The 25,478-nt window shown below is 67.8% G+C and carries 20 protein-coding genes; 5 read left to right on the forward strand and 15 right to left on the reverse strand.

Annotation, left to right across the window (positions count from 1 at the left end; all coding sequences use genetic code 11):
* A partial coding sequence (locus QZ271_RS05415) for a transposase (protein WP_291429740.1) occupies window positions 1-703 on the reverse strand: 703 nt, incomplete at its 3' end.
* A 518-nt stretch (window positions 704-1,221) separates the two neighbouring features.
* Between QZ271_RS05415 and QZ271_RS05420 the strand changes: the two genes are divergently transcribed.
* The 4 genes from QZ271_RS05420 (at window position 1,222) to cpdB (ending at window position 8,142) form a co-directional block, all read left to right on the forward strand.
* Window positions 1,222-2,595 (forward strand): FAD-linked oxidase C-terminal domain-containing protein, encoded by a 1,374-nt coding sequence (locus QZ271_RS05420; protein ID WP_291429708.1) that lies wholly within the window; start codon window positions 1,222-1,224, stop codon window positions 2,593-2,595.
* A gap of 202 nt (window positions 2,596-2,797) precedes the next feature.
* Window positions 2,798-5,365, forward strand: a complete 2,568-nt coding sequence (locus QZ271_RS05425; protein ID WP_291429709.1) for a bifunctional YncE family protein/alkaline phosphatase family protein — start codon at window positions 2,798-2,800, stop codon at window positions 5,363-5,365.
* 84 nt (window positions 5,366-5,449) lie between these two features.
* Window positions 5,450-6,097 carry a DUF5639 domain-containing protein gene (locus tag QZ271_RS05430; RefSeq protein WP_291429710.1) on the forward strand — a complete coding sequence of 216 codons (648 nt, stop codon included), beginning with the start codon at window positions 5,450-5,452 and terminating at the stop codon, window positions 6,095-6,097.
* 125 nt (window positions 6,098-6,222) lie between these two features.
* Window positions 6,223-8,142: a 2',3'-cyclic-nucleotide 2'-phosphodiesterase gene (cpdB, locus tag QZ271_RS05435; RefSeq protein ID WP_291429711.1), complete on the forward strand. Its 1,920-nt coding sequence runs from the start codon at window positions 6,223-6,225 to the stop codon at window positions 8,140-8,142.
* Window positions 8,143-8,493: 351 nt separating this feature from the next.
* Here cpdB and QZ271_RS05440 read toward each other — a convergent pair whose 3' ends face one another.
* The 7 genes from QZ271_RS05440 to lysS all read right to left on the reverse strand — a co-directional run bounded on the left by QZ271_RS05440 (window position 8,494) and on the right by lysS (window position 16,055).
* Window positions 8,494-9,192, reverse strand: a complete 699-nt coding sequence (locus tag QZ271_RS05440) for a redox-sensing transcriptional repressor Rex (protein ID WP_291429712.1) — start codon at window positions 9,190-9,192, stop codon at window positions 8,494-8,496.
* A gap of 1 nt (window position 9,193) precedes the next feature.
* Window positions 9,194-10,366: an SPOR domain-containing protein gene (locus QZ271_RS05445; protein ID WP_291429713.1), complete on the reverse strand. Its 1,173-nt coding sequence runs from the start codon at window positions 10,364-10,366 to the stop codon at window positions 9,194-9,196.
* A complete protein-coding gene (locus tag QZ271_RS05450) occupies window positions 10,363-11,976 on the reverse strand; it encodes a tetratricopeptide repeat protein (protein ID WP_367114312.1) in 1,614 nt (537 codons plus the stop codon). The genes QZ271_RS05445 and QZ271_RS05450 overlap by 4 nt, the downstream gene beginning before the upstream one ends.
* A 233-nt stretch (window positions 11,977-12,209) precedes the next feature.
* Window positions 12,210-13,265 carry a 23S rRNA (adenine(2503)-C(2))-methyltransferase RlmN gene (gene rlmN / locus QZ271_RS05455; protein ID WP_291429714.1) on the reverse strand — a complete coding sequence of 352 codons (1,056 nt, stop codon included), beginning with the start codon at window positions 13,263-13,265 and terminating at the stop codon, window positions 12,210-12,212.
* Window positions 13,266-13,346: 81 nt separating this feature from the next.
* The gene (locus QZ271_RS05460) at window positions 13,347-14,288 is read right to left on the reverse strand and encodes a PhzF family phenazine biosynthesis protein (RefSeq protein WP_291429715.1); all 942 of its coding nucleotides are present in this window, start codon (window positions 14,286-14,288) and stop codon (window positions 13,347-13,349) included.
* A complete protein-coding gene (locus tag QZ271_RS05465) occupies window positions 14,285-14,836 on the reverse strand; it encodes a DUF1990 domain-containing protein (protein ID WP_291429716.1) in 552 nt (183 codons plus the stop codon). Before QZ271_RS05465 ends, QZ271_RS05460 begins: the two co-directional genes overlap by 4 nt.
* Window positions 14,837-14,867: 31 nt before the next feature.
* Window positions 14,868-16,055 (reverse strand): homocitrate synthase, encoded by a 1,188-nt coding sequence (lysS, locus tag QZ271_RS05470; protein ID WP_291429717.1) that lies wholly within the window; start codon window positions 16,053-16,055, stop codon window positions 14,868-14,870.
* Window positions 16,056-16,434: 379 nt separating this feature from the next.
* Here lysS and QZ271_RS05475 point away from each other — a divergent pair, with 379 nt between their 5' ends.
* On the forward strand, window positions 16,435-17,838 hold the full coding sequence (locus tag QZ271_RS05475; RefSeq protein WP_291429718.1) for an MATE family efflux transporter: 1,404 nt from the start codon (window positions 16,435-16,437) through the stop codon (window positions 17,836-17,838).
* A 253-nt stretch (window positions 17,839-18,091) separates the two neighbouring features.
* On the opposite strand, the gene QZ271_RS05480 is transcribed toward QZ271_RS05475, so the two are convergent.
* From QZ271_RS05480 to QZ271_RS05510, 7 genes are all read right to left on the reverse strand, one after another.
* Entirely contained in the window at window positions 18,092-18,847 is a 756-nt protein-coding gene (locus QZ271_RS05480) for an ABC transporter ATP-binding protein (RefSeq protein WP_291429719.1), read from the reverse strand.
* The gene (locus QZ271_RS05485; RefSeq protein ID WP_291429720.1) at window positions 18,844-19,680 is read right to left on the reverse strand and encodes an ABC transporter permease; all 837 of its coding nucleotides are present in this window, start codon (window positions 19,678-19,680) and stop codon (window positions 18,844-18,846) included. Before QZ271_RS05485 ends, QZ271_RS05480 begins: the two co-directional genes overlap by 4 nt.
* A gap of 238 nt (window positions 19,681-19,918) precedes the next feature.
* Window positions 19,919-20,908 (reverse strand): ABC transporter substrate-binding protein, encoded by a 990-nt coding sequence (locus tag QZ271_RS05490; protein ID WP_291429721.1) that lies wholly within the window; start codon window positions 20,906-20,908, stop codon window positions 19,919-19,921.
* A gap of 291 nt (window positions 20,909-21,199) precedes the next feature.
* Window positions 21,200-22,366, reverse strand: a complete 1,167-nt coding sequence (sat, locus tag QZ271_RS05495) for a sulfate adenylyltransferase (protein WP_291429722.1) — start codon at window positions 22,364-22,366, stop codon at window positions 21,200-21,202.
* 153 nt (window positions 22,367-22,519) lie between these two features.
* Window positions 22,520-23,203 (reverse strand): phosphoadenylyl-sulfate reductase, encoded by a 684-nt coding sequence (locus QZ271_RS05500; RefSeq protein ID WP_291429723.1) that lies wholly within the window; start codon window positions 23,201-23,203, stop codon window positions 22,520-22,522.
* Entirely contained in the window at window positions 23,200-23,754 is a 555-nt protein-coding gene (gene cysC, locus QZ271_RS05505) for an adenylyl-sulfate kinase (protein WP_291429742.1), read from the reverse strand. Before cysC ends, QZ271_RS05500 begins: the two co-directional genes overlap by 4 nt.
* Before the next feature lie 47 nt (window positions 23,755-23,801).
* Window positions 23,802-25,373 carry a nitrite/sulfite reductase gene (locus tag QZ271_RS05510; protein WP_291429743.1) on the reverse strand — a complete coding sequence of 524 codons (1,572 nt, stop codon included), beginning with the start codon at window positions 25,371-25,373 and terminating at the stop codon, window positions 23,802-23,804.
* Between the last annotated feature and the right edge of the window lie 105 nt (window positions 25,374-25,478).

The following is a 25,478-nucleotide window of genomic DNA, read 5'->3' on the forward strand; positions in this document are numbered from 1 at the left end:
AGAACGTGAGCTGCGCGCAGCTCACGACATGCATCCATTGCAGCTTCCCGTTCACCGGGCTGCCGGTCTCATCTGCATGGAGGACCGGTTGCTGCATCAGTGCCGTCCGGAGGTACGCCTCAAAGTCCTGCAGCCGATCGGCCGCCAGGTTGAGGTTGAGGGCGATGGTGCCATCACTCGGTCGCGCCCCGCAGAGAGCCTGCAGAATCTCACTGGTGCGTTCGAGGGGCACGAAGTGCCCCACGTTCAGATACACCGTCAGGGCGTGGACCCGTGGACCGTACTGCACCTGAGCCGTGACGTGCGTCGGGAAGGGTGCTCGCTGCCGGTGATGACAGCCAGGACAGATTTTGATGTCGGCGCGGTATTCGGTGACCTGAAGTTCTACCGAGGGGAAGTCATGGACCTGTCGAGCGACCTGAGTGTCGACTGGAACGTCGTCCCAGACTTGTCCGCAGGTGCAGTGTCCGGTGACAGGGAGATGGACCGTGTGGTCGGGATGCGCTGACATCTTGAGGGTCGTGCCGGGGTGATCTGGCTGAGCGCCAGAAGACCGGCCGGTCTTCTGGCGCTCACTCTTGGGCTGCCAGGGTTTGTCCTGACTGGGTGGTTGATTGGACGTGCGGCTGTTCTTGGCCTGACGTCCTTCGAGCTCTTGAAGGCGTTTCAGGAGGGCTGCAATCTGCGCTTCGAGTTCACGGATGCGTGCCTCGAGGCGTTCGCAGTTTGGGCAGGGAGTCTCGCTGATGGTCCACCTTACCCAATCGACTCCCGGAAGTCACCCTGCTGAGCAGTTACGGAAAAGCCTCGCATTCGCGAGGCTGACGGTCCACCGGTTGAGTCTGGCTCATCTGGTTCAGGGGATCTACAACTGGTGCCGAACGCAACGCGGTCTGCGGAAGAAGCTTGACGTTCCGAAGGGACGTCAACAGTACCTCCAGCGCACACCGGCGATGGCGATTGGGCTGACCGATCGCGTTTGGACGCTGCGAGCTTGGCTGTCACGACCTAGAGGGGTTTCCTGTCGGGCATAGTTCCAGCCAACTACCCTGGAATCCAGGAAGAGCCAAAATTAATATCCGCGCCATGACTCCTTCCTTACAGCCGGACTCCCCCCCTGCCTGTGCTTTGGTACCGTGCCCCCCAAGCTTGCTACAGTACCTTCATGACGCTGCGGCTGACGCGTACCGCGCAACCCACCTGGGCGGATTGGGGAACAAGATGACCACCACTGACCGCTCACCCCTGACCACCGACCTCCTGCGCACCCTCAGACCCCACCAGGTGCTGACCCACCTCGCGGAGCGTCTGAACTACCGCTACGACGCTATTCAGTTCGGCGTCACCCCGCTGGCGGTGGTGCTGCCCGAAAGTACCGCCGACGTGGTGGCCGCCGTCAAGGCCGCAAAGGCAGCGGGCGTGCCCATCATCGGACGGGGCGCGGCCAGCGGCCTCAGCGGGGGCGTCACGCCGTTGCAGGAGTCGCTGGTGGTCAGCTTTACCCGCATGACGGGCCTTCACATCTTCCCCGAACGGCGCGAGGCGGTGGCGCAGCCCGGCGTGGTGACGCTGAAGGTCACAGAAGCCGCCAGACCGCACGGCCTGATGTATCCGCCCGACCCGGCCAGTTTCCGCACCAGCACCATCGGCGGCAACCTCGGTGAGAACGCGGGCGGGCCGATGTGCTTTAAGTACGGAGTGACGGGCGACTATGTCAAGGCCATGGAATTTGTGGACGCCGACGGCGAGATTCACCGCCTGACCCGCGACTGCTACGACCTTGCCGGGCTGCTCATCGGCTCCGAGGGCACCCTGGGCCTGATAACCGAGGCCACCCTGCGCCTGGTTGTGCCGCCCAAATTTTCCCGCACGCTGATGGCTCATTTTGCCGAGGTAGGGCAGGCCGCCGAAGCGGTCAGCAATGCGATTGCGGCGGGGGCAGTACCGTCCAAGCTGGAATTCATGGACACGGCGTGTACGAACGCGGTGGAAGATTACCTGCATGTCGGCCTGCCCCGCGACGCTGGGGCCGTGCTGCTGGTGGACACCGACGGCAACGACGCGGCGATAGTGGACGCCGAGCTGGAGCTGGTCGCCCTGGCCTGCGAGGGGGCAGGCGGAACCGTGCGCCGCGCCGCCACGCCCACCGAGGCCGACGCGCTGTGGCAGGCCCGCCGCAGCATCAGCCCCTCGCTGGGGCGCATCAGGCCGCAGCGCATGAACGAGGACATCGTGGTGCCCAGAAGCGCCCTGCCCGACGTGGTGCGCGAAATCCGGGCGCTGGGCGACGCCAGCCCGTTCCATGTGGTGCAGTTCGGACACATCGGCGACGGCAACCTGCACCCGAATATCCTGTTCGACCCGCGCACCGAGTCGGCCGAGGCCGTACACGAACTGGCGCACAAGATTGCCCTGGTCGCCCTCCGGCATGGCGGCGTGCTCAGCGGCGAACACGGCATCGGCACCATGAAGCGCGACTTTATGACGGACGCCGTTGACCCCGTGACGCTCTCCGCCCTCTGGGACGTGAAGAGGGCGCTCGACCCGGCGGGGCGGCTGAATCCGGGCAAGATTTTGCCGCCCGAAGAAAGCTAACCCACCCGACTGCCCTCTCTTTCCCCGTGTCGGCCACCACCCTGGCTGACACGGGGAACATCTTTTGCCGTTGTGGCCCAGCCGTCTGTCTGACCCTGCTCTGACCTCCCGCACACCCCGAGCTGACACGACCGCCGCAGCAGGCCTTGTCTCAAATTGGTTTCGGAACGATGTCCCACCTGTCCCAACCGAGGTAAAACTGATGAAGACCCAGCAAAAGCAGCGCACCGCCGCCGCAGTCGCCCTGTTGACCGTCGGAGCCGCCCTCGCTGTCGGCACGCAAATGCGGTTTTTTAGCCTGATCGGCCCGCAGCCAGACGGCACCGGCATCACGCCCAACCACTGGACCCTGACGCCGCATGGTCAGAGCGTGGAAATCGGGGACCGGCCCATGGGCGCGAGCTGGCATCCCGGCGGGCGTTACCTGGCGGTCAGCAACGACGGCCAGGGCGTGCAGACGCTGGCGCTGTACGACAGCTTTACCCGCAAGGTGGCGCAGAGCATCCCCTACAACTCGCCCGAAGCCCTGTACATGGGCGTGGTCTGGAGCCCGGACGGCAACACCCTGTACGCCTCGGCGGGCGGGAACAACAAGGTGCGCGTCTACACCTTCGATGCCAAGCAGGGTCGCCTGACCGAAGGCCCCAGCATCATCCTGGCCGATGCCAAGACGCCGAGCTACCCCGCCGGACTCGCCATCTCGCCCGACGGCAAGACCCTGTTCGCCGCGCTCAACCTGGGCAACTCGGTGGCGGCCATCGACCTGAGCAGCGACCCCGCCAGCCCCGCCGTGAAATCGGTGAAACTGGGCGAACCCGCTGCGGCCGCCGACATCGGCGTGCTGCCCGTGCAGATGGTGATGTCGAAAGATGGCAAGGCCCTGTACGCCAGCCTGTGGAATGGCCACGCCGTGAGCGTCATCGACACGGCGGCCCTGACCGAAAAGGCCCGCGTGAAGGTGGGCGACCACCCCAGCGGCCTGACCCTCTCGCCCGACGGACAGACCCTGTATGTCGCCAACGCCAACTCGGATACCGTCAGCGCCGTGGACACCGCCAAGAATGCCGTGCGCGGCGAGGTCAAGCTCGCGCCTTACGCGGGTGCGCCGTTCGGCTCCATGCCCGACTCGGTGAGCGTCACGCCCGACGGCAAAACGCTGCTGGTCGCCAATGCGGGCAACAACGACGTGGCCCTCGTGAACACGACCGACCTGAAAGTGCGCGGGCTGGTGCCGACCGCGTGGTTCCCCAGCGTGGTCACCACCGGTAGCGACGGGCGCTTCGTCTTCGTCGCCAACATGAAGGGCCTGGGCGCTGGCCCCAACCCCGACGACCGCCAGCCCACGCAGCCCCGGCCCAACGAGCAGTACATCGCCAACATGGCGCGTGGTTCGCTGCAAACCTTCGAGCTGCCCGGCGACGAGGCCCTGAAGACCCTGACCGCTCAGGTCGTCAAGAACAACGGCTTCAACGAGATGCAGGGCGTTCTGACGCGCGGCGCGAAAGACACGCAGGCCCACGCCATTCCCCGGCGCGTCGGCGACCCCACGCCGCTCAAGCACGTCATCTACATCATCAAGGAAAACCGCACCTACGATCAGGTGCTGGGCGCCGTAGCGGGTGGCGACGGCGATAAGAATCTGGTGCTGTTCGGTGAGGATGTGACGCCCAACCTGCACGCCGTGGCCCGCACCTTCGGCCTGTTCGACCACTTCTACGCCGACGCCGAAGTGAGCGCCGACGGGCACAACTGGACCATGGGCGGCGTCGCCACCGAGTACACCCAGAAGAGCTGGCCCGCCAACTACTCGGGCCGCAACCGTCCGTATGACTTCGAAGGCTCGTCCAGCGCCCCCGCGCCCACCGCCGGGTATCTGTTCGACTTCGCCAAGCGGGCGGGCATCAGCTACCGCTCTTACGGGGAATTTGCCGACTTTGCGACCAAGGCACCCAACATCAAGCCCGCGCCCTTCGCCCCGGCGCTCGAAGGCCACCTCAGCCCGACTTTCCCGTCGTATGACCTGAGCATTCCCGATCAGGTGCGCTTCGACGCCTGGAAAAAGGAATTCGACGGTTATGCGAAAGGCGGCAACCTGCCCCAGCTGTCGGTCGTGCGCTTCCCCAGCGACCACACCTCCGGCACGCGCAAGGGCACGCCCACGCCGCAGGCTTACGTCGCCGACAACGATCTGGCGGTGGGCAAGCTGATCGACGCCGTGTCGCATAGCCCCTACTGGAAAGACACCGTGATCTTCAGCGTGGAAGACGATGCACAGAACGGCCCCGACCACATCGACGCGCACCGCACCACCGCTTATGTCGCCAGCGCGTACAGCAAGCGTGGCAGCGTGGACCACACGCAGTACAGCACCGTGTCCATGCTGCGCACCCTGGAACTGATCCTGGGCCTGCCCCCCATGACGCAGTTCGACGCCTCAGCCACCCCGATGATCGGCGCGTTCCAGGACAAGCCGGACCTGACCCCGTACACCTTCAAGACGCCCAAGCAGCCCCTCGACCAGATGAACGCGCTGGGGGCGAACGGTCAGGAGCAGTCGGCCCGCATGGACTTCAGCCAGGAAGACCGCGCCGACGACCATACGTTTAGCGAAATTGTCTGGCACGCGGTCAAGGGCAAGGACGTGCCCATGCCCACGCCGCATACCACCTTCCATGAAAGCGCGAGCGCCAGCTTGGGCCTCAGTCAGGACGCCGACGACGCCGCGCCTGCCACCGTGGGCCAGGCCCCCGCCAAGAAAGACAACGACTGAACCGGTCAAGCCTTCCGACCCCGCGCTCAGACAGGCGGGGTCGGTTGCTGTGGCGACGGCGCTAGACTGTACCCAGAGCGCCTTATGCCTATTCTGAATCTTTCGCCCCAGGACCAGACCCTCACGGCCTCCGCCGATACCCCGCTGCTGGAAATCTACGGCGCCCTGCCGAACAGGCTGTTTCCGGCCTTTCCGCCCGTCGCGCTCCCGGGTGGCGTGGGCGGGCTGGTTCAACGCGGCGGCTTCGGACAGAATTTCTTCTTCGGGGCGGAGGTGCTGGGCGTGACCTTTCGTGCTCCCAGTGGGCGAGCCGTGAAGGCGGGCGGGCGTACCGTGAAGAACGTGCAGGGCTATGACCTGACCCGCCCGTTCGTGGGCAGCTTCGGGCTGCTGGGCGAGGCGCTGGAGGTCACGCTGCGCCTGCGCCCCGGCCTGAGCAACGGGCACATCGTCCACCCCGGCCCGCTCGCTCCCACCGCTGCCCGCTTCACCTGGGCCGCCCCGGACGGCACACACGTCCTGCATTTCGGTCATGAGCGCGAGGTGCGTGCCCTGCTGGACCTCCCTGGCGCGGTTCCCGTGACGACTCCGCCCGACTACGTTCCGCTGTTCCCGGGCGGCATGGGCGTCGGGGAAGGCGGCCCCCTGCGCGACCTGCGCTTCGCATGGCTCGGCGGCGCGTCTCACCCTACCCCGCCCGCCCTGTTCGCCACCCTGGCGGCCAGCCTGTAGCAGGAACTCCGGGTGAACGGCCTGCACGAACCATTCAACCGGAGTCCGTACCCGTGCCACCCACCTCAGCACCGTGACTGGCTGTTCATCCGGGGTGGGCAGATACGCCCCTGACTCAATTGGCTATGCTTGACGGCGTGCTTAAAAACATCTCCCTGATCACGGCCCTGCTGCTTGGGGCAGCCGGCGCCCAGACCGTCGAACTCCGCATTCTCGAAACCACGGACCTGCATACCAGCGCCCTCGGGTACGACTACTACCAGGACAAACCAACCGGGGAATTCGGCCTGGAATACACGGCCACCCTCATCAACAACGCCCGCAACGAGAAGCGCAACAGTCTGCTGTTCGACAACGGCGACCTCATCCAGGGCAACCCCCTCGGTGACTACGTGGCCCGCATCAAGCCCCTGAAGGCCGGTCAGATGCACCCCATGCACGCCGCCATGAGCGTCCTGAAGTACGACGCCGCCAACCTCGGCAACCACGAATTCAATTACGGCCTGCCCTTCCTCAGGCAGATCATCGACGCTGCCCCCATGCCCATCGTCAGCGCCAACACCTACCTCGACGACGGCACCGGCAAACCCGGCGCGAACGCCTTCACCCCCTACCTTATCCAGCGCCACACGGTGTACGACGCGGGCGGCCGCCCCTACATCATCAACGTCGGCGTCATCGGCCTCCTGCCGCCCCAGATCGTCCAGTGGGACAAGAGCAACCTCGACGGCAAGATCGTCACCGCCGACATCGTCCAGACCGCCCGCACGTTCATTCCCCAGATGAAAGCCCAGGGCGCCGACATCATCGTCGCCATTGCGCATAGCGGCATCGCCGCCGATTACACCCCCGGCCAGGAGAACGTCGCCACCGAACTCACCAAACTCCCCGGCATCGACGTGGTCCTCTCGGGCCACAGCCACCAGGTGTTCCCCGGACCCGTGTACAAGAGCATCCCCGGCGCCGACATCACCAAAGGCACCATCAACGGCAAACCCGTTGTCATGGCTGGCTTCTGGGGCAATGACCTCGGCATCGTCGACCTGAAACTCGACTACGACCGTAAAACCCAGAAGTGGACCATCAAGGACAGCGCCGCCCTGGTCCGCCCCATCTGGGACGCCGCTGCCAAGAAAAACCTCGTCACGCCCGACCCGCGCATCGCCAGGGCCGTCAAAACCGCCCACGAAGGCACCCTTGCCTACGTGCGCGGCAAGGTTGCCGACCTGACGGCTCCCATCAACTCCTACTGGGCGCTCGTGCAGGACGACCCCAGCGTGCAACTCGTCAACAGCGCCCAGACCGCCTACGTCAAGGCCGCGCTCGCCAGCACCCAGTACCGGGACCTTCCCGTCCTGTCTGCCGCCGCACCCTTCAAAGCCGGTGGCCGCGCCGGACCCAGCTACTACACCGACATTCCCGCCGGCACGCTCGCCATCAAGAACGTCGCCGATCTCTACGTGTACCCCAACACCGTCCAGGCCGTCCTGATCACCGGCGCGCAGGTCCAGGAATGGCTCGAACGCAGCGCCGGGCAGTTCAAACAGATCGATCCCGCCAACACCCAACCCCAGGACCTTGTCGACACCAGCTTCCCCACCTACAACTTCGACGTGATCGACGGCGTCAACTACGAAATCGACGTCACCCAACCCAACCGCTACACCGCCAAGGGCGAAATCGCCAACGCCAGCGCCCACCGCATCAAGAACCTCACCTACCAGGGCAAACCCATTGACCCCACGCAGCAGTTCGTGATCGCCACCAACAACTACCGCGCCAGCGGCGGCGGCAGCTTCCCCGGCCTGACCGGCAAGAACATCATCCTCGCCGCTCCCGACGAAACCCGCCAGGCCCTCATCGGTTACTTCAATCAGCAGAAAACCATCAACCCCACCGCCGACGGCAACTGGAAACTCACGCCCATCCCCGGCGCCACCCTCCTCTACACCAGCAGCCCCAACGCCCAGAAGTACCTTCCCTCAGGCGCCGCCCTGATTAAAACCCGCGACGACGGTTTCGCCGACTACACCATCAAGAACTGAAACGCACCCAGGTAGACCTGCCATAGTTGAGGGAAGGTGACCGCCTTCCCTCAACTGTTCAACATGCAAGTGACACGGACTGCGATTGATTGGTGCAGTTCCGAATCAATGCGAGCGTGCATTAAGTACCTTGAAGCTCACATTGCGCCATGCCGGGAAAGCACCGGAACCTCTCCATTCCCGCTCCAACGTACTTTCTTCTGCTACGCGCTTCGCGCGGTTTATCTACAAGATAAACGCAGTGTACTTAGCAACAGCCCTACCAACGGCCGCTGTGTCCCAGGTTCGTGCCGATGGCGCGTTGCAGGCGCTAGAAATCGGGGCGGTCACCAGGGATAAAGCGACTGTTCCTCAGGTGGGTTCTTCCAGGGAGGGCGCGTCTTTGAGGTGTGGGTTGAGGATGTAGAAGGCGAGGCGTTTCATGCCGGCGAGGAAATCGATATTTTCAACGATGAGACCACGCCATTCATGACTGATTTCTTGCAGGCCGCCGCGTTCGAGGGTGCGGGGTTGAATGACGACGGGGGCAAAGTTGAGGATGCCTTTGATGCCGGCGTCGGCGAGGGCCTGCGCGGCGTCCTGGGCGTGTTCGGGGGGGACGGCCAGGAAACCCATGTCGACGGTGTTGTGGCGGGTGAATTCGCGCAGTTCGTCGGTGTGTTGGACGGGAAGGCTCCGCACCTGCTGGCCGACGAGCGCGGGGTTGACGTCGAACAGACCAACGTACTGGAACTGGTAATCGCTGGCGCCGGGGTAGTTGGCGATGGCCTGCCCGAGACGGCCGACGCCGACAATGACGACGTTCCAGGTCTGGTTAAGGCCGAGAACCCGGACGAGTTCGCGTTTGAGGATGGGAACGGTGTAGCCCATGCCGCGCGTGCCGAAGCGGCCGAAGTACGCGAGATCCTTGCGGACCTGGAAGGCGCTGACACCGGCGCGTTCGGCGAGGTCGCTGCTGCTCGTGCGGCTGATGTCCTGCGTTTCGAGTTGTTCGAGGATGCGCAGGTAGGTGACGAGGCGACTGATGGCGGCGGTGGGAATTTCGGCCACGTTAACGGACCCGGAAGCTGTCGAGGCCGTTGTCGGCGAGGCGGGTTTCAGTGCGGTCCAGGGCGTCGGGGTTGGCGTAGGGGCCGACGAGAACCGTGACCTTTCTGCCTTCGGGGGCGTTGACGGTGGGAGCGTACCCCAGGTCCCGGAGTTGCTGGACGAGCTTCTGGGCGCTCTCCACGCGGTCGAACGCGCCGACTTGCAGGTAGGTGGGGCCGCTGGGGGCGGGGGGGGTGCTGGGCGCGCTGGCAGGGGCCGCCGCGGCGGGGGTATCCGTCGCAGGGACCGGAGCGGCTGCCACTGGGGTGGCGCTGTCGGTGGCGGGGCGCTTGCGGGGTGGGTACAGGACCGCGCCGGGGTAGGCACGCTTCACGTCCGCCAGGGCCTGCCGGGCGCTCTGCTCGTCTGCGAAGGGGCCGACCTGCGCGACGAACTGCGTGCCCAGATCGATGGGGTACACGGTGTAGCCGATGCCCTGGACGGGCGCAGCGGCGTTCTGCGCAGCTGATTCGCTGCTGAAGGTCCCGAGCGAGATGCGGTAGTCGCTGCGCAGCGGCACACGGCTCTCGCTGGTACGCACGGCTCCTTCGGGGCGGGGGATGGGTCCGCCCGTGGGGGCCGGGGCGGGCGCTGCCGGGGCTTGCGGGGCGGGCGCGGTGTCGGTCGTGGCTTCGGTACTGGCTCCAGTACTGGCTTCGGTGCTGGCTTCCGTGCTGCCCGTGGCGTTGGTGGGACTGGGCTGGGCTGGTTGCGTGGTGACGGGATCAGGGATGATGGGCTCGCCGATGGGGGCCGCTTCGACTACCGGGGCGGTGTCCTGCGTAGGCGTAGGCTGCGCAGTGGTGTCCTGGGCACTGGTGTCCTGGGTGCTGGTGTCCTGCGTGCTGGTATCGCTGGGCGCGGCGGCTGTGCGGTCGGTGGGATCGGCCGGAGCCGTCTCTGGCGGGGCGGATTCGAGGGTGCCCGTGGGGGCTGCCGGAACGGCCACCGGCTCGGTGCCGGGCGCACTGGGAATACTGGCGCCGGTGGGCGCATCGGTCGCGGCAGTGCCCGTCGCGCCAGGCCGGGGTGTGCCGCGCAGCAGCAGCGTACCAAAGCCGCCCAGCAGCAGCAGGACCAACAGGCCGATCAGCAGGTCGGGCCAGCGGCGAGGTTTGGGGGTGAGTCGGGTCATTTCAGGGCTCCGGCAGCGCGGGTGCTGCCCAGCGCGGCGGCCGTCTTCAGGGACGTGCGGGCATCGGCTTCACGTGTCTGGGCGCGCTGGGACAGGCCCAGCTGGAACCAGGCCTCGGGGGTTTTGGGGTTGTCACTGACGAGTCCCCGCAGGACCGCTTCCGCTTCCGGGTAACGGGCGCTGGCGAGCAGGGCACTGGCGAGGTTCAGGCGGGCGGTGGGCGTGGGGTTCAGTTTCACGCTCTCGCTCAGGGCGGCTGCGGCGGCCGGGTAGTCCTTGTGCGCGTAGGCGCTCAGGCCCAGCCACAGGGTCGTGTCGGCGCTGGGGGCGCGCGTCTGGCTGGAGGTCAGGGCCTTGATGGCCTGCGGGTACTGCCCCTGGCGGTACGCGGCGACGCCCTGCACGAACAGCGCGCGGGCCAGGGTGGCGTCGTCCGGGCGCAGCGTGAGGGCCCGCGCGGCGTCCCGGGCAGCCTCGGTGTTCTGGTTGAGGGTCAGGCGCACGCCGGCCAGCGCGGCGCGGTAGGCGGCATTGTCCGGGGCGAGTTTCACGGCGTTCTGGTAGAAGCTCAGGGCGCCGGGCCGGTCGCCGCGCAGGGCGCGCAGTTCGCCCACCCGGGCGAAGGCGGCGGCGTTGCGGCCGTCCTCGCGGGTGGCGTCCTGCGCGGCAAACACGGCGGCGCGCGTGTCGCTCACGGCCAGAATGTCGGCCTTGCGCAGCAGCAGTGTGGCGCGGTCGCTGCCGTTGGCGGCGCGGGGCACGGCGGCGTCCAGTTCCCGCGTGGCGCGGTCCGGCAGGCCCTGCGCGACGTAGATGTCGGCCAGCAGCAGCGCGGCGTCCAGGCGGGCGGGCGCCCTGGCCAGCAGGGCGTACACGCCGGGCAGCGCGGCACTCCCCTGACCGCTGAGGGTCCGGGCCTGCGCGAGGCGGAACTGCACGTCCAGATTCTGCGGGTCCAGCGTGCCCATGGTGGCCAGCGTGCCACTCAGGGCGGCGAAATCAGCCTTGCGGGTCTGCTCCGTGGCCAGCGCCTCGAGGACCTGCTGCTGCGCGGCGGGACTGGCCTGATTCTTCATCAGGCCGGCGGCCTGCCCGTACAGTGTGAGGGCCTGCTCGTGGTTGCCGGCGCGGGTGGCGATCACGCCCAGGTTGTACGGGCCCTCGAAGCGGGTGGGTGCCAGCGCCGCGAACTGGGTGAATTCGAAGGCGGCGCCCTTGTCGTCGTTCTGGGCGAGCAGCACCAGCCCCAGCCCGAAGTGCGGGGCGGGGTTGGTGTAGTTCTGGGTGATCAGCGCCTCGAAGGCTGCGCGGGCCTGCGGGTAGCGGCGGGCCTGGAACGCGGCCTGCGCGGCTTCCAGCTGGGTCTGCTGTTCGGCGGTCAGGGGCGTGACTGCCACGGCAGGTACGCTGGTACCCGCGCTGCTGGACGGCGTGCCCGGGTCGGCGGGCGTGGCGGGAAGGTTCACTTTCGGAAGGGCGGACGTACCGGCAGAGGTCAGGGTATGCTGAATCCCGGCCGCTCCCACCGTCTCGATCATGGTCTGAGCGGCGCTGTGACTGGCAAGGGCCAGCGTCAGGCCCAGCAGAACGGAACGTGTGTATTGAGTCACCTTGATGGCCTCCTGATGTTCGGAAACGCGAGTAGCGTAGCATTAAGTACACTGCGTTTATCTTGTAGATAAACCGCGCGAAGCGCGTAGCAGAAGAAAGTACGTTGGAGCGGGAATGGAGAGGTTCCGGTGCTTTCCCGGCATGGCGCCATGTGAGCTTCAAGGTACTTAACCTCTATCGGGACCCTTACTCATGCGCCTGCCGCGCGTGCGTCCGGCGCGGCGCACCCATGTCAGGCAGGGGCGGCCTGAGCGGCCCCCGACTCACCACTGACGGCGTACGGGCGTTTCAGGGCCAGTTGGCCGCAGGCGGCCCCGGCGTCCCGCCCGCGCGAGCGACGCACGCTGACGTCCACGCCTCGCGCCTCCAGGGCGTCGTAGAAGGCCTGAAGCTGCTCCTCGGTGGTGCTCTCGAACGTCGAGCCGGGCCAGGGATTCATGGGAATCAGGTTCACGTGACTGACCAGGCCGCGCAGCAGGTCGGCCAGCAGTTCGGCCTGCCACAGGTGATCGTTGACGCCCCTCAGCATCGTGTACTCCATGGTGATTCGGCGGCCCGTGACCGACTGGTACTCGCGGGCAGCGGCCATGATCTCCTCGATGGAGTTCACCGCGCCGGTCGGGATGATGCGGCGGCGCGTCTCCTCGTCCGGGGCGTGCAGACTGATCGCCAGTTTGATGCCCAGGTCGTCCTCGGCCGCCAGCCTCTGAATGCCCTTGGCAATGCCGACCGTGGAGAGGGTCACGCGGCGTTTGCTCATGTCCAGCGCGTCGGGGTGCAGCAGGATGCGCGCGGCCAGCATGGTGTGGTCGTAGTTCAGCATGGCCTCGCCCATGCCCATGAACACCAGGTTGCGGATCTCGCGCGGCGCGAAGCCCTCCCCGCCCGCCACGGCCAGCACCTGCCCGACGATCTCGCCGGGCGTCAGGTTCCGGCCGAAGCCCATCGCGCCCGTCGCGCAGAACGCGCACCTGGCGGGGCAGCCGACCATGGTGGACACGCAGATGGTCTTGCGGTCCAGGTACGGCATGTACACCGCTTCCATCTGCCGGCCGTCCATCAAGGTGAACAGGTACTTCACGCTGCCGTCGGCGCTGCGGACCGTCTCGATCAGCCTGAACGGGTTCAGCCGGTACGACGCCTCCAGTTCGGCGCGGGCCTGGGCGGGCAGGTTGGTCATGGCGCCGAAGGTGCCCACGCCCTGCTCGAACACCCACTCCAGCAACTGCTTGCGGCGAAAGCCCTGCAGCGGGTAGGCGTCGGGGTGAAGGTCCAGTAACAGCTCCATGGTGACAGTGTACGGGGCGGGCGACTCCCCTTCCGTGAGCCGCATCCTCCCTACCGGCCGACCCCCCCCCGCGCCCCCCGGTCAGGCTGGCGTGACCCGGCCCCCCACCCAGACCTCGGTGCCCCCGTCGGCCGGGGCGTACTGGGCGCTCAGGCGGGCAGGCTGACCGGGCCGCCGCTGCGCCGCGCGGATCAGGGTACTGTCGGCCGGGAGGCGGCCCAGGTGACCCAGCACGCCGGTCAGGCAGGCCAGCATGTTGCTGCTCGCGGCGTCCTCGCTAAAGCCCTTGAGCGGCCCGAACGCGCGGAAACTCACGTCCGCGCGGGCCGGGCCGCCCACGCAGAACAGGATCAGGCCAGTCGTGCCGGTCGCGCGGTTCACGGCGCTCACGGCCGCGTCGTCCGGCACGAAGGCGTCCAGCGCGCCCAGGTCCGCGACCCCTGCCACCAGATTCGGGCGGCCCGTCCCGGCCACCCAGGCAGGCTGGGCAGGGGAGAGGCCCGGTCCCGACGGGGCCAGCACCGACAACTCCAGCACCGACAACTCCAGCACCGACAGGTCGGCCGTGACTGCCTGCACCGTCACCACGCCCTGACGCAGCAGCCACTCGCCGCCGCACAACTGAGCCATCTGTACCTCGACGCCCGCCTCCGGGTCGCCCTGCGTGACCTCCACCACGTCCAGCAGACTCCCTGGTCCCTGCAGGGTACTCAGGGCAGCCACGGCGGCGCTGTCGCTGCTGCCCTTCTCGCGCTCAGGCGTGAACACCCGCAGCCTCAGGCCCGTCGGGTCGGCGGCCTGCACGAACACGCTCAGGGGCGCCCCCGAGGCGGCGGCCCGCGCCTGCTCGTCCCCGGCGTCCAGAAAGACCGCCACCTGTTTGCCTCCGCTGCCGTCCGGCGTGCTGAAGACCCGGCGCAGCGTCGGCCCGGCCGGGGGGCGGGTGGCTGTCCCAGGCGGGGTCACACTGTTCCGGGTGTCGGGGGCGGATGTGGCGCCGGGCGGGGTGTCCTGGGGACTCATGGCTGCATTCTTGCGGAAACGGCGGCCCTCATGGCCCGGAGGTACCGACGCCCGCCCAGTCGCTGCGCCCACTCGGCCACGGGCCGCGCCAGCCGGGTCAGGGGCAATCCGGGACGACTGACGGTCCGCAGGGTGAACGACACCCGGTCGTCCGCGTGCCACTCGACCAGAAACAGTTCATGGCCGCGCACCGGGTGGCCCGGCAGGGTGACGTACGTAAAGCCCCAGCGGCGCGGCTCATCAATCACCTGCGTGACCCGGCAGCCGAACACCACGCACACGGGACTGGTCCGGCTGGCCTGAAGGCAGACCAGCACGGTCAGGTCCGGCGCGGGGGGTCGGTCGTCCGGGTACAGGCGCAGCCCGCCGGACCGGTGCGTCGCCCAGTGGGCCAGGGCTTCGCGGGCCGCCAGGAATGCCGCCGGACCGTGCCCGACCGTCACCTGCCCGTGCCCGACCCGGCCTGTCTCCACCGTCTGGGGGGCCAGGCTCTGCAAGCGCGCCCGCACGCGTTCCAGGGCGGCGGGCGAGGCGCGGATCAGCTGCATGGTGCGCAGTCTACCGGCCGGGCCACTGAGGTTACGCGCTGACCCACTCGCGCAGCAGGGTTTCGAGGTGTTCGTCGTCCAGTTCGTTGTGCTCGGCCAGCGCCTTGATGTGGTCGGTGACGCGCCGCAGGGCGTCTTCGCCGTAGTGCAGGCCCATCTCGCGGGCCTTGTAGGCGATGGCGTGCTTGCCTGTGACCTTGCTGGCCGCCTGGATGCGTCGGCCCACGCCGAACACGCCGGGCGGGATGGCCTCGTACGCGCCGGGGTTCAGGTAGATGGCTTTCAGGTGCATGCCGGCCTTGTGGTTGTACGCGAACTCGCCGGTCAGGTAGTTGTTCCAGGGAATCGGCAGGTCCACCATGCGGGCGATCATGCGGTCGAGTTCCGGGAGCATGTCGAGGTTGTACTTGTCGATCAGGCCCTGCGGGTCGAAGGTGAACATGCGGGCCAGGAATCCGCCCAGCGGCGTGATGCCGTTCCGTTCGCCGATGCCCAGGATGGTGGTATCGATATGCGTGGCGCCGGCCTCGACCGCCTCGTAGGCGTTACTGACAGCGCAGCCCGTATCGTTATGCCCGTGGAATTCGATGCCGCACTCCGCGTGGATGACCTTGCGCACTTCACGGACCAGGGTGTACACCTGCCGGGGCGTGGCGACGCCGACCGTATCAGCCAGGCCGACGCGGTGCACGCCCAGGTCCGAGACGGCCTTGTACACGGCCATCAGGTCGGCTTCCTCGCTGCGGAAGGTGTCCTCGGCGCTGAAGCGGATCTGAAGCTCCGGGTGGTTGGTCTTGATCCAGCTGATGACCTGCTGGGCGCTCTCGATGATCTGCCCGATATTCTTGCCGTGGCTGAATTCGCGCAGAAAGGAACTCGTACCGAACAGCAGGTCCAGGCCGTCCACGCCGGTGTCCACGGCGCGCTGCACGTCGTCCATGTGGCAGCGGACGTGCGTGAGGAACTTGGCGTTCAGGCCCAGGCTGGTCAGGCGGCGGATGTCGGCGTGCGTCTGGGCGCTGACCATGGGCGTGGTGACCTCGATAAATTCCGCGCCGAAGGCGTCGAGCGCGCGGGCAATTTCGATCTTGTCGTCGGTTTTGAAGTTCCCGCGTGCGAACTGCTCGCCCTCCCGCAGGGTGGAGTCAATGATCGCCCAGGAGCGCGCGGGGATCAGGGGGGCGGGGTGTTCGGTGGTCGCGGTGGGGTCCTGGGTCATGGGGGCTGCCTCTCGGGGCATATTCTGCGGGGATGCTTGATGAATGTCAAGCAAAAAGGTTAAATAGATATCAAATGATAAGATATGTGGAAGCTCCCCGGCGCGGGGGCGGGCGCGGGCCTGCGGATGGTCCGCGCCTCTGCGCGGCGCCTGATACGGACTGCCGCTCCACTGCGCCACAGTCGGAAGGGCGCCGCCTGCGGCTCCATACCGCGAAGGGGCGTATGCCCTTCCTCCTCGCATCCGCTCGGATTGATTCGGAACAGCGGCGAATCAATCGCAGTCCGTATGACACGAAAGGCGGTGGATTCGTGATGGCAGCGAATCAACCGGAATCCGTCTGATCCCACCCTGAAGCCGCCGGTGTACCGTGGACACCATGTCGTCCGTGATCGCCAGCCGCCCCGCCACTGAATCGATCAAGAGTCCGGGCCGCGAAATTGCCGCCATTGCCGTACCCGTCAGCCTGGAAATGGTGATCCAGCTCGTCCTGACCTTCATCAACCAGATCATCGTCGGCACGCTCGGCGCGGTCGCGGTGGCCGCCGTGGGCCTCAGCGGCAGCCTCGGCTTCCTGTTCTTCGTCACCCTCGGCGCGCTCGGCAGCGGCACCAGCATCCTCATTGCCCGCCGCGCCGGGGCCAGCGACCAGACCGGCATCAACCAGACCCTGACCGTCACCGTCGCCATCAGCTTCCTGGCTGCCGCCCTCCTGACCGTCCCGGTCGTCCTGGGGGCCGGTACGCTTCTGGCCCTGGCCGGCGGCACGCAGGCCGTCACCCGCGCGGCCACCCCCTACATGCAGGTCAGCATGCTCGCCCTGATCCCCGGCAGCCTCGCGTGGATTCTCAGCGGCGCGCTGCGCTCCCTCGGGCACGCCCGCACCCCCCTGGTGGCCACCATCATCACCGTGATGGTCGAGAGCCTTCTGGCATACGGCCTGGTGTTCGGGGTCGGCCCGCTCCCGAAGCTCGGGGTGGTCGGCGCGGCCTGGGCACTCGTGACGGCCAATACCCTGAAAGTCGCGCTGCTGGCCTACCAGATCTACGGCCCGCGCCACCTTGCCGCGCTCACCCTGCCCCCCCGGGCTGCGTGGCGGACCATCGCCGCGCCCCTGCTGATCACCAGCGCCCCCATCGCGGTGACCGAGTTCGCCTGGAGTCTCGGCGGGTTCCTGTACGCCGCCGTGTTCGCCCGCGTCGGCACCGAGGCGCTCGCGGCCAGCCAGATCGTCGGCACGCTCGAAGGCATTTTCATCGTGGGGTCCTTCGGCCTGATGAGCGCCGCCACCGTCTTCATCGGCCGCTCGCTGGGCGCGGGCGACGCCGCCTCCGCGCAACTCTGGCTTTCACGCATCAGCCGCGCCGGTATCGTCACCGGCCTCGGCTTCGGCGCGCTGTTCGCCGTGAGTGCCTTCCTGGTCCCCGGCCTGTTCCCGAACGTCGGCGCGGACGTGCACCGCATCGCCCTGATCGGCATCCTGATCAGCGCCGTCACGCAGGTCGTCAAGGTCCGCAACATGATCATCGGAGGTGGCGTCCTGCCCGGCGCCGCAGACGGCAAGGGTGTGATCATCGGTGACGTCGTCAGTTCCTTTGTCGTCGGACTGCCACTGGCCATCGGCCTGGGCCTGTACTCCCCGCTGGGCGTGTGGGGCGTCTTCCTGGCCCGTACCGCCGACGAGACCGTGAAAGTCCTGATCTTCGAATGGAGACGCCGCCGCATCAACTGGGACAGACTCGCCCAGGAGCAGCGGGGCAAGGACGTGGCCGCCGCCCACTGAAGACGGCAGTAGGAGCAACATACGGATGCCGCTCTGCTCCCATCCGCTGTGCCGCGCCGCTCTCCGGGGCCGCCCGGATTGAATGGGGTGGTTGCCCCCCATCCCACCGGCGTCTGTCTTATACGGACCGATCTCCATTCCACCACCGTCGGAAAAGCGCCGCCTGCGGCTCCATATCGCCCAATCCGTCTGCTGTTCCTACTGGTATCTGCTCGGATCGATTCGGAAGTCGCCGAATCAAGCGGAATCCGTATTACCCCTCGTCTTCCAGCGTGCGGCGCAGGTCTTCCAGGCTGACACTCCTGGCGGGGGCGTCCAGGGCCACCTGACCGCCGCGCAGCGCCACGACCCGCTGACCCAGGTGCAGGGCTTCTTCCAGCTGGTGCGTGACGAACACGACCGTCACCTTGTGCTGCCACCACAGGGCCAGCAGTTCGTCCGCCAGGGCGGTGCGGGTGGCGTGGTCCAGGGCGCTGAACGGTTCGTCGAGCAGCAACAGGCCCGGCTGGATGGCGAGCGCGCGGGCCAGGGCGACGCGCTGGCGCTGCCCGCCGCTCAGTTCGTGCGGGCGGCGTGACTCGAATCCGGCAAGGCCCACCTGCCGCAGCGTGTCGGTCACGCGCGCCGCCCGCTCCGCGCGGTTCAGGCCGCGCAGGCCAAAGCCCACGTTCCCCGCGACGGTCAACCACGGGAACAGCGCCGCTTCCTGCTGCACCAGCGTCAGTCGCGGGTGCGGACCCCGGACGACCTCGCCGCCCAGCGTGATCTGCCCCGAGCGGGGCCGCAGGAACCCGGCCAGCAGGCTCAGCAGGGTGCTCTTGCCGCTACCGGACGGTCCGACCACGCACAGGAACTCCCCGGCGGGCACGTCCAGCGTGAGGGGACCCACGCCGACCCCGGCGCGTCGGCGCGACGGGTAGCGGAAGGTCACGCCGTCCAGGGACAGGGGCGCGCCGCTGCGCGTGGTCGGGGGCGCCGGGCGGGCGCCAGCCTGAGCGGACGTGGTCATGCGGGCACCTCCAGACCGTAGTCCCGCCGGACGCGGGCCTCGGCGGAGCGCAGCAGCGTGTCGAACAGCCCGCCGATCACACCGATGATGATGATGGTCGCCAGGACCAGCGCGACGTTCGCGGTGTTCCGCCCGACTTCCAGTTGCTCGCCCAGGCTGGCCGCCCCGGCGATCAGCAGTTCCCCGCCGACCAGGGCGCGCCACGCGAAACTCCACGCGGTTCGCAGGCCAGTCAGGACGTTCGGCAGGCTGGCGGGCAGCAGCACCCGCAGGGTCAGGCCCAGCCCCCGCGTGCCCAGCGTGCGGCCCGCCACGCGCAGCGCCGGGGGCACGTTCAGCAGCGCGCCCGACACGGCCAGCGCCACCGGGATGAACCCCTCCAGGATCACCACAAACAGCACGGCCCGCTCGTTCAGGCCGAAGAACAGAATCGCGAACGGCACGAACGCAATGCTCGGCACGCTCTGAATGCCGGTCAGGTACGCGCCCAGCGTGGCCCGCAGCGGCAGCCACGCCCCCATCAGCAGGCCCACCACGCCGCCCAGCAGCACGGCCAGCAGGTACCCGCTCAGCACGCGGCGCAGGCTGCCGCCAATAGCGGCCAGCAGTTTGCCGTCCTGCGGCCCGGTGCCCCACAGGCCGTAACTGACCTCGGTCCACACGGCCTGCGGGCCGGGGAACACGTACGGCGGGTACACCCTGAGCACGTCAGTGACAAGCCACCAGAGGCCCAGGATGACCAGCAGGCCAGCCACCTGCCAGGACAGCACCCGCCAGCGGGGCGGTTGCCCGCCGGGAGGGGAAAGATCGGTTGAACGGTTGGCAGTGGTCATGAACCTCCAGAAATGATCGGCGGGCGAGGCGCGCGGAAATGAGATGGACTGCGATTGATTCGGTGCAGTTTTGAATCAATCCGAGCGGATGCGAGTAGGAACAGCATACGAATTGGGCGGTATGGAGTCGCAGTCCGTATGAGACGGACGGCGATTGAAGGGGCAGCAAAGACCGTTCAATCCGAGCCAAGCGAGTGGGAATAACAGACGGGCTTTACGGTATACAGCGGAATCCGTCTTACTGACGCAGGAAGGGCGTGAGATCCGGGGCGCTGCGGGCGTACCCGGCTTCCACGTTCAGCGCGGCGTATTCCCTGAGTGCGGCCGGGTCCAGCGCCGTGGTGAAGCGGGTGCGGGCGAAGGCGCGCTGCAACACGCGCGGGTCGAGTTTCTCGCCCGTGAGTTTCAGAAGCTGGGCGTTCACGGCCGTTTGCGCCGCTGCCGGGGAGCGGTTGATGAACGCCACGGTGTCCGCGTGGGCGTTCAGGAATGCCTTCACCAGGGCCGGGTTGGCCTGCGCGAACTTGCTATTCACGATCAGAACCGTGGTGGGGTATTTCCCGTCGCGCCACACGGTTTTCTCGGTGCCGATCACCTTGTGTCCCTGCGACTCAAGGGCCGCGCCCCACGGTTCGGGAACCAGGGTAGCGTCCACGCGCTTGGCGCCGAAGGCCGCCAGCATGTCGGCGGGGGGAATGGGCGTGATGGTCACGGTGCCGCCGTCCGTTCTGGATTTCAGGTCGTTCTCGTTGAGAATGTGCCGCAGGCTGATGTCCTGCGTGTTGCCCAGGCTGGGCACGGCGACGCTCTTGCCGCCCAGATCCCTGTACGACCTGATTCCGCTGTCCTTGCGGGCCACCAGAACCGCGCCAGCCTCGCTGGCCCCCGCGAGGAACTGCACGGGCATGCCGCGCCCGGCGGCGTTGATGGCCGGGCCCGGCCCCACGTACGCGATGTCAATCTGACCGGCAGCGAAGGCCTCGGTCAGGGTGGTACCAGATACGAACTGCCGGGCGTCCAGTTTCACCTTGCCCTGTCCACTCTGGCTCAGCGCCTTCTGGAAGGTGCCGCGTTCCAGACCCACCAGGGCGGGCGCGTGGGTCAGGTTCGGGAAGTACCCGAGGCGAACGGTGGAAGCGGGCTGGGCGGCGGTCTGCGCCCAAGAGGCCGGGAGGCTGAGGAGCAGGCCGAGCAGGGTCGAGACGGTTAGCTTGTTCGTTCGGGTCATGCGTCCCTCCATGGGTAGATGATGCGGTTCAGACGGACCCCGTCTGTATCGGGCGCAATCGGGAACCTCACCGGGTTGCCAACTCGAAGCCCGGAATCCTCGTGGCTCCTCCTCGCTCCGCCTTGATCCAAGGGTTCCTGCTCACCCTTCCATCAAAGTCCGTACGAGCGGTGCGGGAGGGCCGGTCCATGTAACGCCTCCCGCCATACCGTCACGTTTTTCCAGTCCAGTCCAGTCCAGTCCGGACCGGCCGGGGCGGGGCCGGTGCCCAGTCACGGCGGGGGGTGCCGGTCAGGTGCGTTCCGCGTACGCGGCGCGCAGGACCTCGGCCACCTCGGGGCGCGTGAACTCGGCGGGCAGGTTCTCCCCGGCGCTGAGTTTCTCGCGGACCTTCGTGCCGCTCAGCACCAGGTGGTGGCTGCTGTCGTGCGGGCAGGTGCGGGCGCTGACCAGCTGGCCGCAGGCGTTGCAGTAGAAGGTGTGCTCGAACTTGAGGATCTGAATGCCCAGTTCCGCCGGGGTGTACGCGCTGAAGATCTCCTGCGCGTCGTACGTGCCGTAGTAACTGCCGACGCCCGCGTGGTCGCGGCCCACGATGAAGTGCGTCACGCCGTAGTTCCGGCGCGACAGGGCGTGCAAGATCGCCTCGCGCGGCCCGGCGTACCGCATGGCGGCCGGGTACACGCTCAGAAGCGTGCGGGCCTGCGGGTAGTACCCCGAGAGCAGCACCTCGTAGGCCTTGACGCGGGTGTCGGCGGGCACGTCGTCGCCCTTGGTGGTGCCCACCAGCGGGTGCAGCAGCAGGCCGTCCACGAGTTCCAGCGCCACCTTCTGAAGGTACTCGTGCGCGCGGTGAATGGGATTGCGGGTCTGGAAGGCCACGCTCGACCGCCAGCCGCGCGCCTCGATCACGCCGCGCACCTCGGCGGGCGTGCGGTGGTGGCGGGGAAAGTCGCCGCGCGGCACGGCGAACAGCGCCACCGGCCCGGCCAGGTTCACGTCCCCCTGGGCCAGCAGGGCAGCCACGCCGGGGTGCGCGGGGTCCTCGGTGCGGTAGACCTCGCGGGCTTCCAGGCTCTTGCGGGCCTCGTAGGTTTCCTGCACGTCGATCCAGCCGATGTCCTGCCCGCCGTGGCTCAGGACCACGCGGCCGCGCAGCCGGGCGTGCTCGCGCTCCACGGGCAACGTGATGGGAATACTCCAGGGCGTGCCGTCCGCCAGGCGCAGTCGCTCGATGACCGACAGGTAGTCGGCCTCGTTCAGGAAGCCGGTCAGCGGCGAGTACGCGCCGGTGGCGAGCATTTCGAGGTCGGCGGCGCTGCGGTCGCTGATGTTCAGGCGGGGCAGGCCCGGCAGTTCGGCCGGGTCGAAGTCGTGGCCGGGGCGGCGCACGAGGTTCACGAGGGCTCCGCCGAGGGGCGTGGGCAGCAGGGCGGTTTCGGGCAGCAGGATGGTCATGGAGGGAACCTCGTGGGGTAGTAGTGGAACAGGTCGGGGTGGGTGTGGGCAGAGGGTATTGGTGGACCAAAGAGCTCAACTATTCTGGGCAGGAAAAGCCGCTCGGGGGGCAGGCGGCGGTCTGTTCAGCGGGGCACGGTCAACGGCGGCGGGTCACAGGGCGTTCCCTCCGGCCCACAGGCCGCACTCGGTCTTGCCCTTCCCGGCCCACCGGCCCGCGCGCGCGTCCTCGCCGGGGCGCACGGCGCGCGTGCAGGTCCAGCAGCCCACGCTCAGGAACCCGTCCCAGTACAGCGGATTGGCCGGCAGGTCGTGTTCACGCGCGTACGCCTCCAGGCGCTCGCGCGTCCAGTGGGCCAGCGGGTTCACCTTGACCCGCGCGCCCTGCTCCACGAACGGAATGTCGGCCCGGGTGGTCGCCTGATCGCGGCTGCGGGCGTTCAGCAGCGCGTCCGGCGCCTGCCTGCGCAGGTACGATTGAAGCGGCGCGACCTTCCGCACGGCGCAGCAGGCGTCCGGGTCGGACGCGTACAGCGCCGGGTCCGTCTGCCCGTCCCCGGGACTGGCCCCGTCATTCAGGGTCACGAAACTCAGTTCCGGGTAGCGCGCCGCCAGCCGGTCACGGGTAGCCAGGGTCTCAGGGAAGTGGTAGCCGGTGTCCACGAACACCACCTCGCCCCGGTACCCGGCCTTGGCGGCCAGGTCGATCAGGACCACGCCGTTCAGATTGAACGCACTGGGCATCAGCACCCGCCGGTGCGCGGCCAGTGCCCATCGGATCACGTCCATCGGATCGCTGTCCGGCGTGAAGTCAGGGCGGTGGGGGAGGGTGGTCATACCTTCAGCGCCTCCAGCAGTTGCCGCACGCCCTCTTCTACGCTGATGAGGTCGGTGCGCAGGTGCAGGTCCGGGTTCTCGGGGGCCTCGTAGGGGTCACTGACGCCCGTGAAGTGCGGAATCTCCCCGGCCATGGCTTTCAGGTACAGCCCCTTCACGTCGCGTTCCGTCACGACGTCCAGCGGGGCGTCCACAAACACTTCCAGCGCGTCCGGCAAGTGGCCCAGCACCTCGTGGCGCGTGTCGGCATACGGGCTGATGGCACTGACCAGCACCGTCACGCCGTGCTTTGCCAGCAGGCCCGCCACGAACCCGATGCGGCGCACGTTCGTGTCCCGGTCGGCCTTCGAGAAGCCCAGGCCCTTACTCAGGTTCTCGCGTACGGCGTCACCGTCCAGCAGTTCGGTCGCCACGCCGCGGGCCAGCAGTTCGGCGTGCAGGGCGCTCGCCAGGGTGCTCTTGCCCGCGCCGCTCAGTCCGGTCAACCACACCACGCGGCCCGGACCCACCGGGGGCTGCGCCGCGGCCCCGGCGGTGCGGGCCTCTGCAATTTGGGCTTCTGCGGTGTGTTCTGCGGTGTGGGCCCCGGCGATGGGAGTCACGCGGTCACCGGCTCGCGCGCGCCCAGCACGGCGTCCGGCGCGAAGTGCTCGTGGCCGATGCGGTCGCTGTACTCGACGAAGCTCTCGCCCGGCTGCTTGTTCGCCTGGAATTCAGACAGCACGGCGTCCGTGTATTCGTTCAGACGTTCCGCCGGGACGGCGCCCCTGAGCTTGGTTCCCGTGCGGTGCGCCTGCCCGATGCTGCCCGCCAGGTGAACGTTGAACACCTCGTGCACGGTACCGTCCTGGTCGGTCTTGTTCGCCCCCATGAAGCCCAGGTCCGCCACCTGGTAGCGGGTGCAGGCGTTGCTGCACCCGGTCAGGTTGATGGTGAACGGCACGTCCAGCCCGCTGAATTTCGCCTCGATGTGATCAATCAGACTGGCGGTGCGGGCCTTCGTCTCCGTGAGCGCCAGGCGGCAGAACTGACTGCCGGTGCAGGCGATGGTCGTGCCGCGCAGCGTGGTTTTAGGGGCCAGTTCCAGTTCGCTCAGCGCGGCCGTCACGGCGTCCAGATCGGCGGTCGCCACGTGCGGCAGCACCATGTTCTGGAAGGCGGTGGTGCGCAGCACGCCCTTGCCGTAACGGTCGGCCAGGTCGGCCAGCGCGCGGGCCTTGGTGGGGTCGATGCGGCCCACGGTGGTCGCCACAACCACGTAGTTCAGGCCGTCCGCCTGGGGTTGCACGCCCAGCACGTCATTCCCGCCGAACCGCGCGGTCGGCGCGGCCGGGCCGTCCCTCAGCGCGCGGCCCAGGTAGTCCCTCTCGACGATCTCGCGGAACCGCTCCACGCCCAGGTCCTTGATCAGGAACTTCAGGCGGCTCTTCTTGCGGTTCTGGCGGTACCCGTGGTCACGGTACGCGGCGGTGATGGCCCGCCCGACCTCCACGACCTCCTCGGGGCGGATGAACACCCCCAGTCGCCTGGACAGGTGCGCCACGGCGCCGAGACCGCCGCCCACCCACACGTCAAAACCGACCTCGCCGTTCACGCGGTGCGCGAGAAAGCCGATGTCGTTGATCATGTGAATGCCTTCGAGTTCCGGCACCGCTGTGATGCTCATCTTGAACTTGCGCGGCAGGTCCTGGAATTCGAGATTGCCGGTCAGGGTGCCTTCCATGGCGTGGGCCAGGGGGCGCACGTCGATGATCTCGCGGGCGTCCAGCCCGGCCAGGGGGCTGGCGATAACGGCGCGCACAGTATCACCGCACGCCCCCTTGGGGTGCAGGCCCAGCGGGGCGAGCCGGTCAAAGATCTGCGGGATTTTATCGATGGTCAGCCAGTGAAACTGGAACGCCTGACGGTCCGTGACATCCAGAAAGCCCCGGCCGTACTCCTCGGCAATGCTGGCGACCTCGCGCAGGGTGGCGCTGGAGAACTCGGCGGCGGGCACGCGCACGCGCATCATCAGGAAGCCGTCCTCCTGCGGGCGCTGCGGGTACACGCCCGCCCACTTCAGCAGGTCGATGCGCTCGGGGTCAATGAACCCCTGCGCGGCGTACTGAGGGATCAGGTCGAAAATCTGGAAGGGCGGCACTTCTTTCTTCAGGGCTTCAATGTCGCGCATGGGGTGTCCTTCTGGTCGTGCCATTGCAGGGAGTGTGTTCGGAAGGGCCGTGGTTCGTTCGCGGCGCAGTGGCCTTGGTGTAGTGGCCCAGCGTGGGGGGAACCC

The sequence above is a fragment of the Deinococcus sp. genome (genome assembly GCF_018260555.1).
Lineage (GTDB): Bacteria > Deinococcota > Deinococci > Deinococcales > Deinococcaceae > Deinococcus.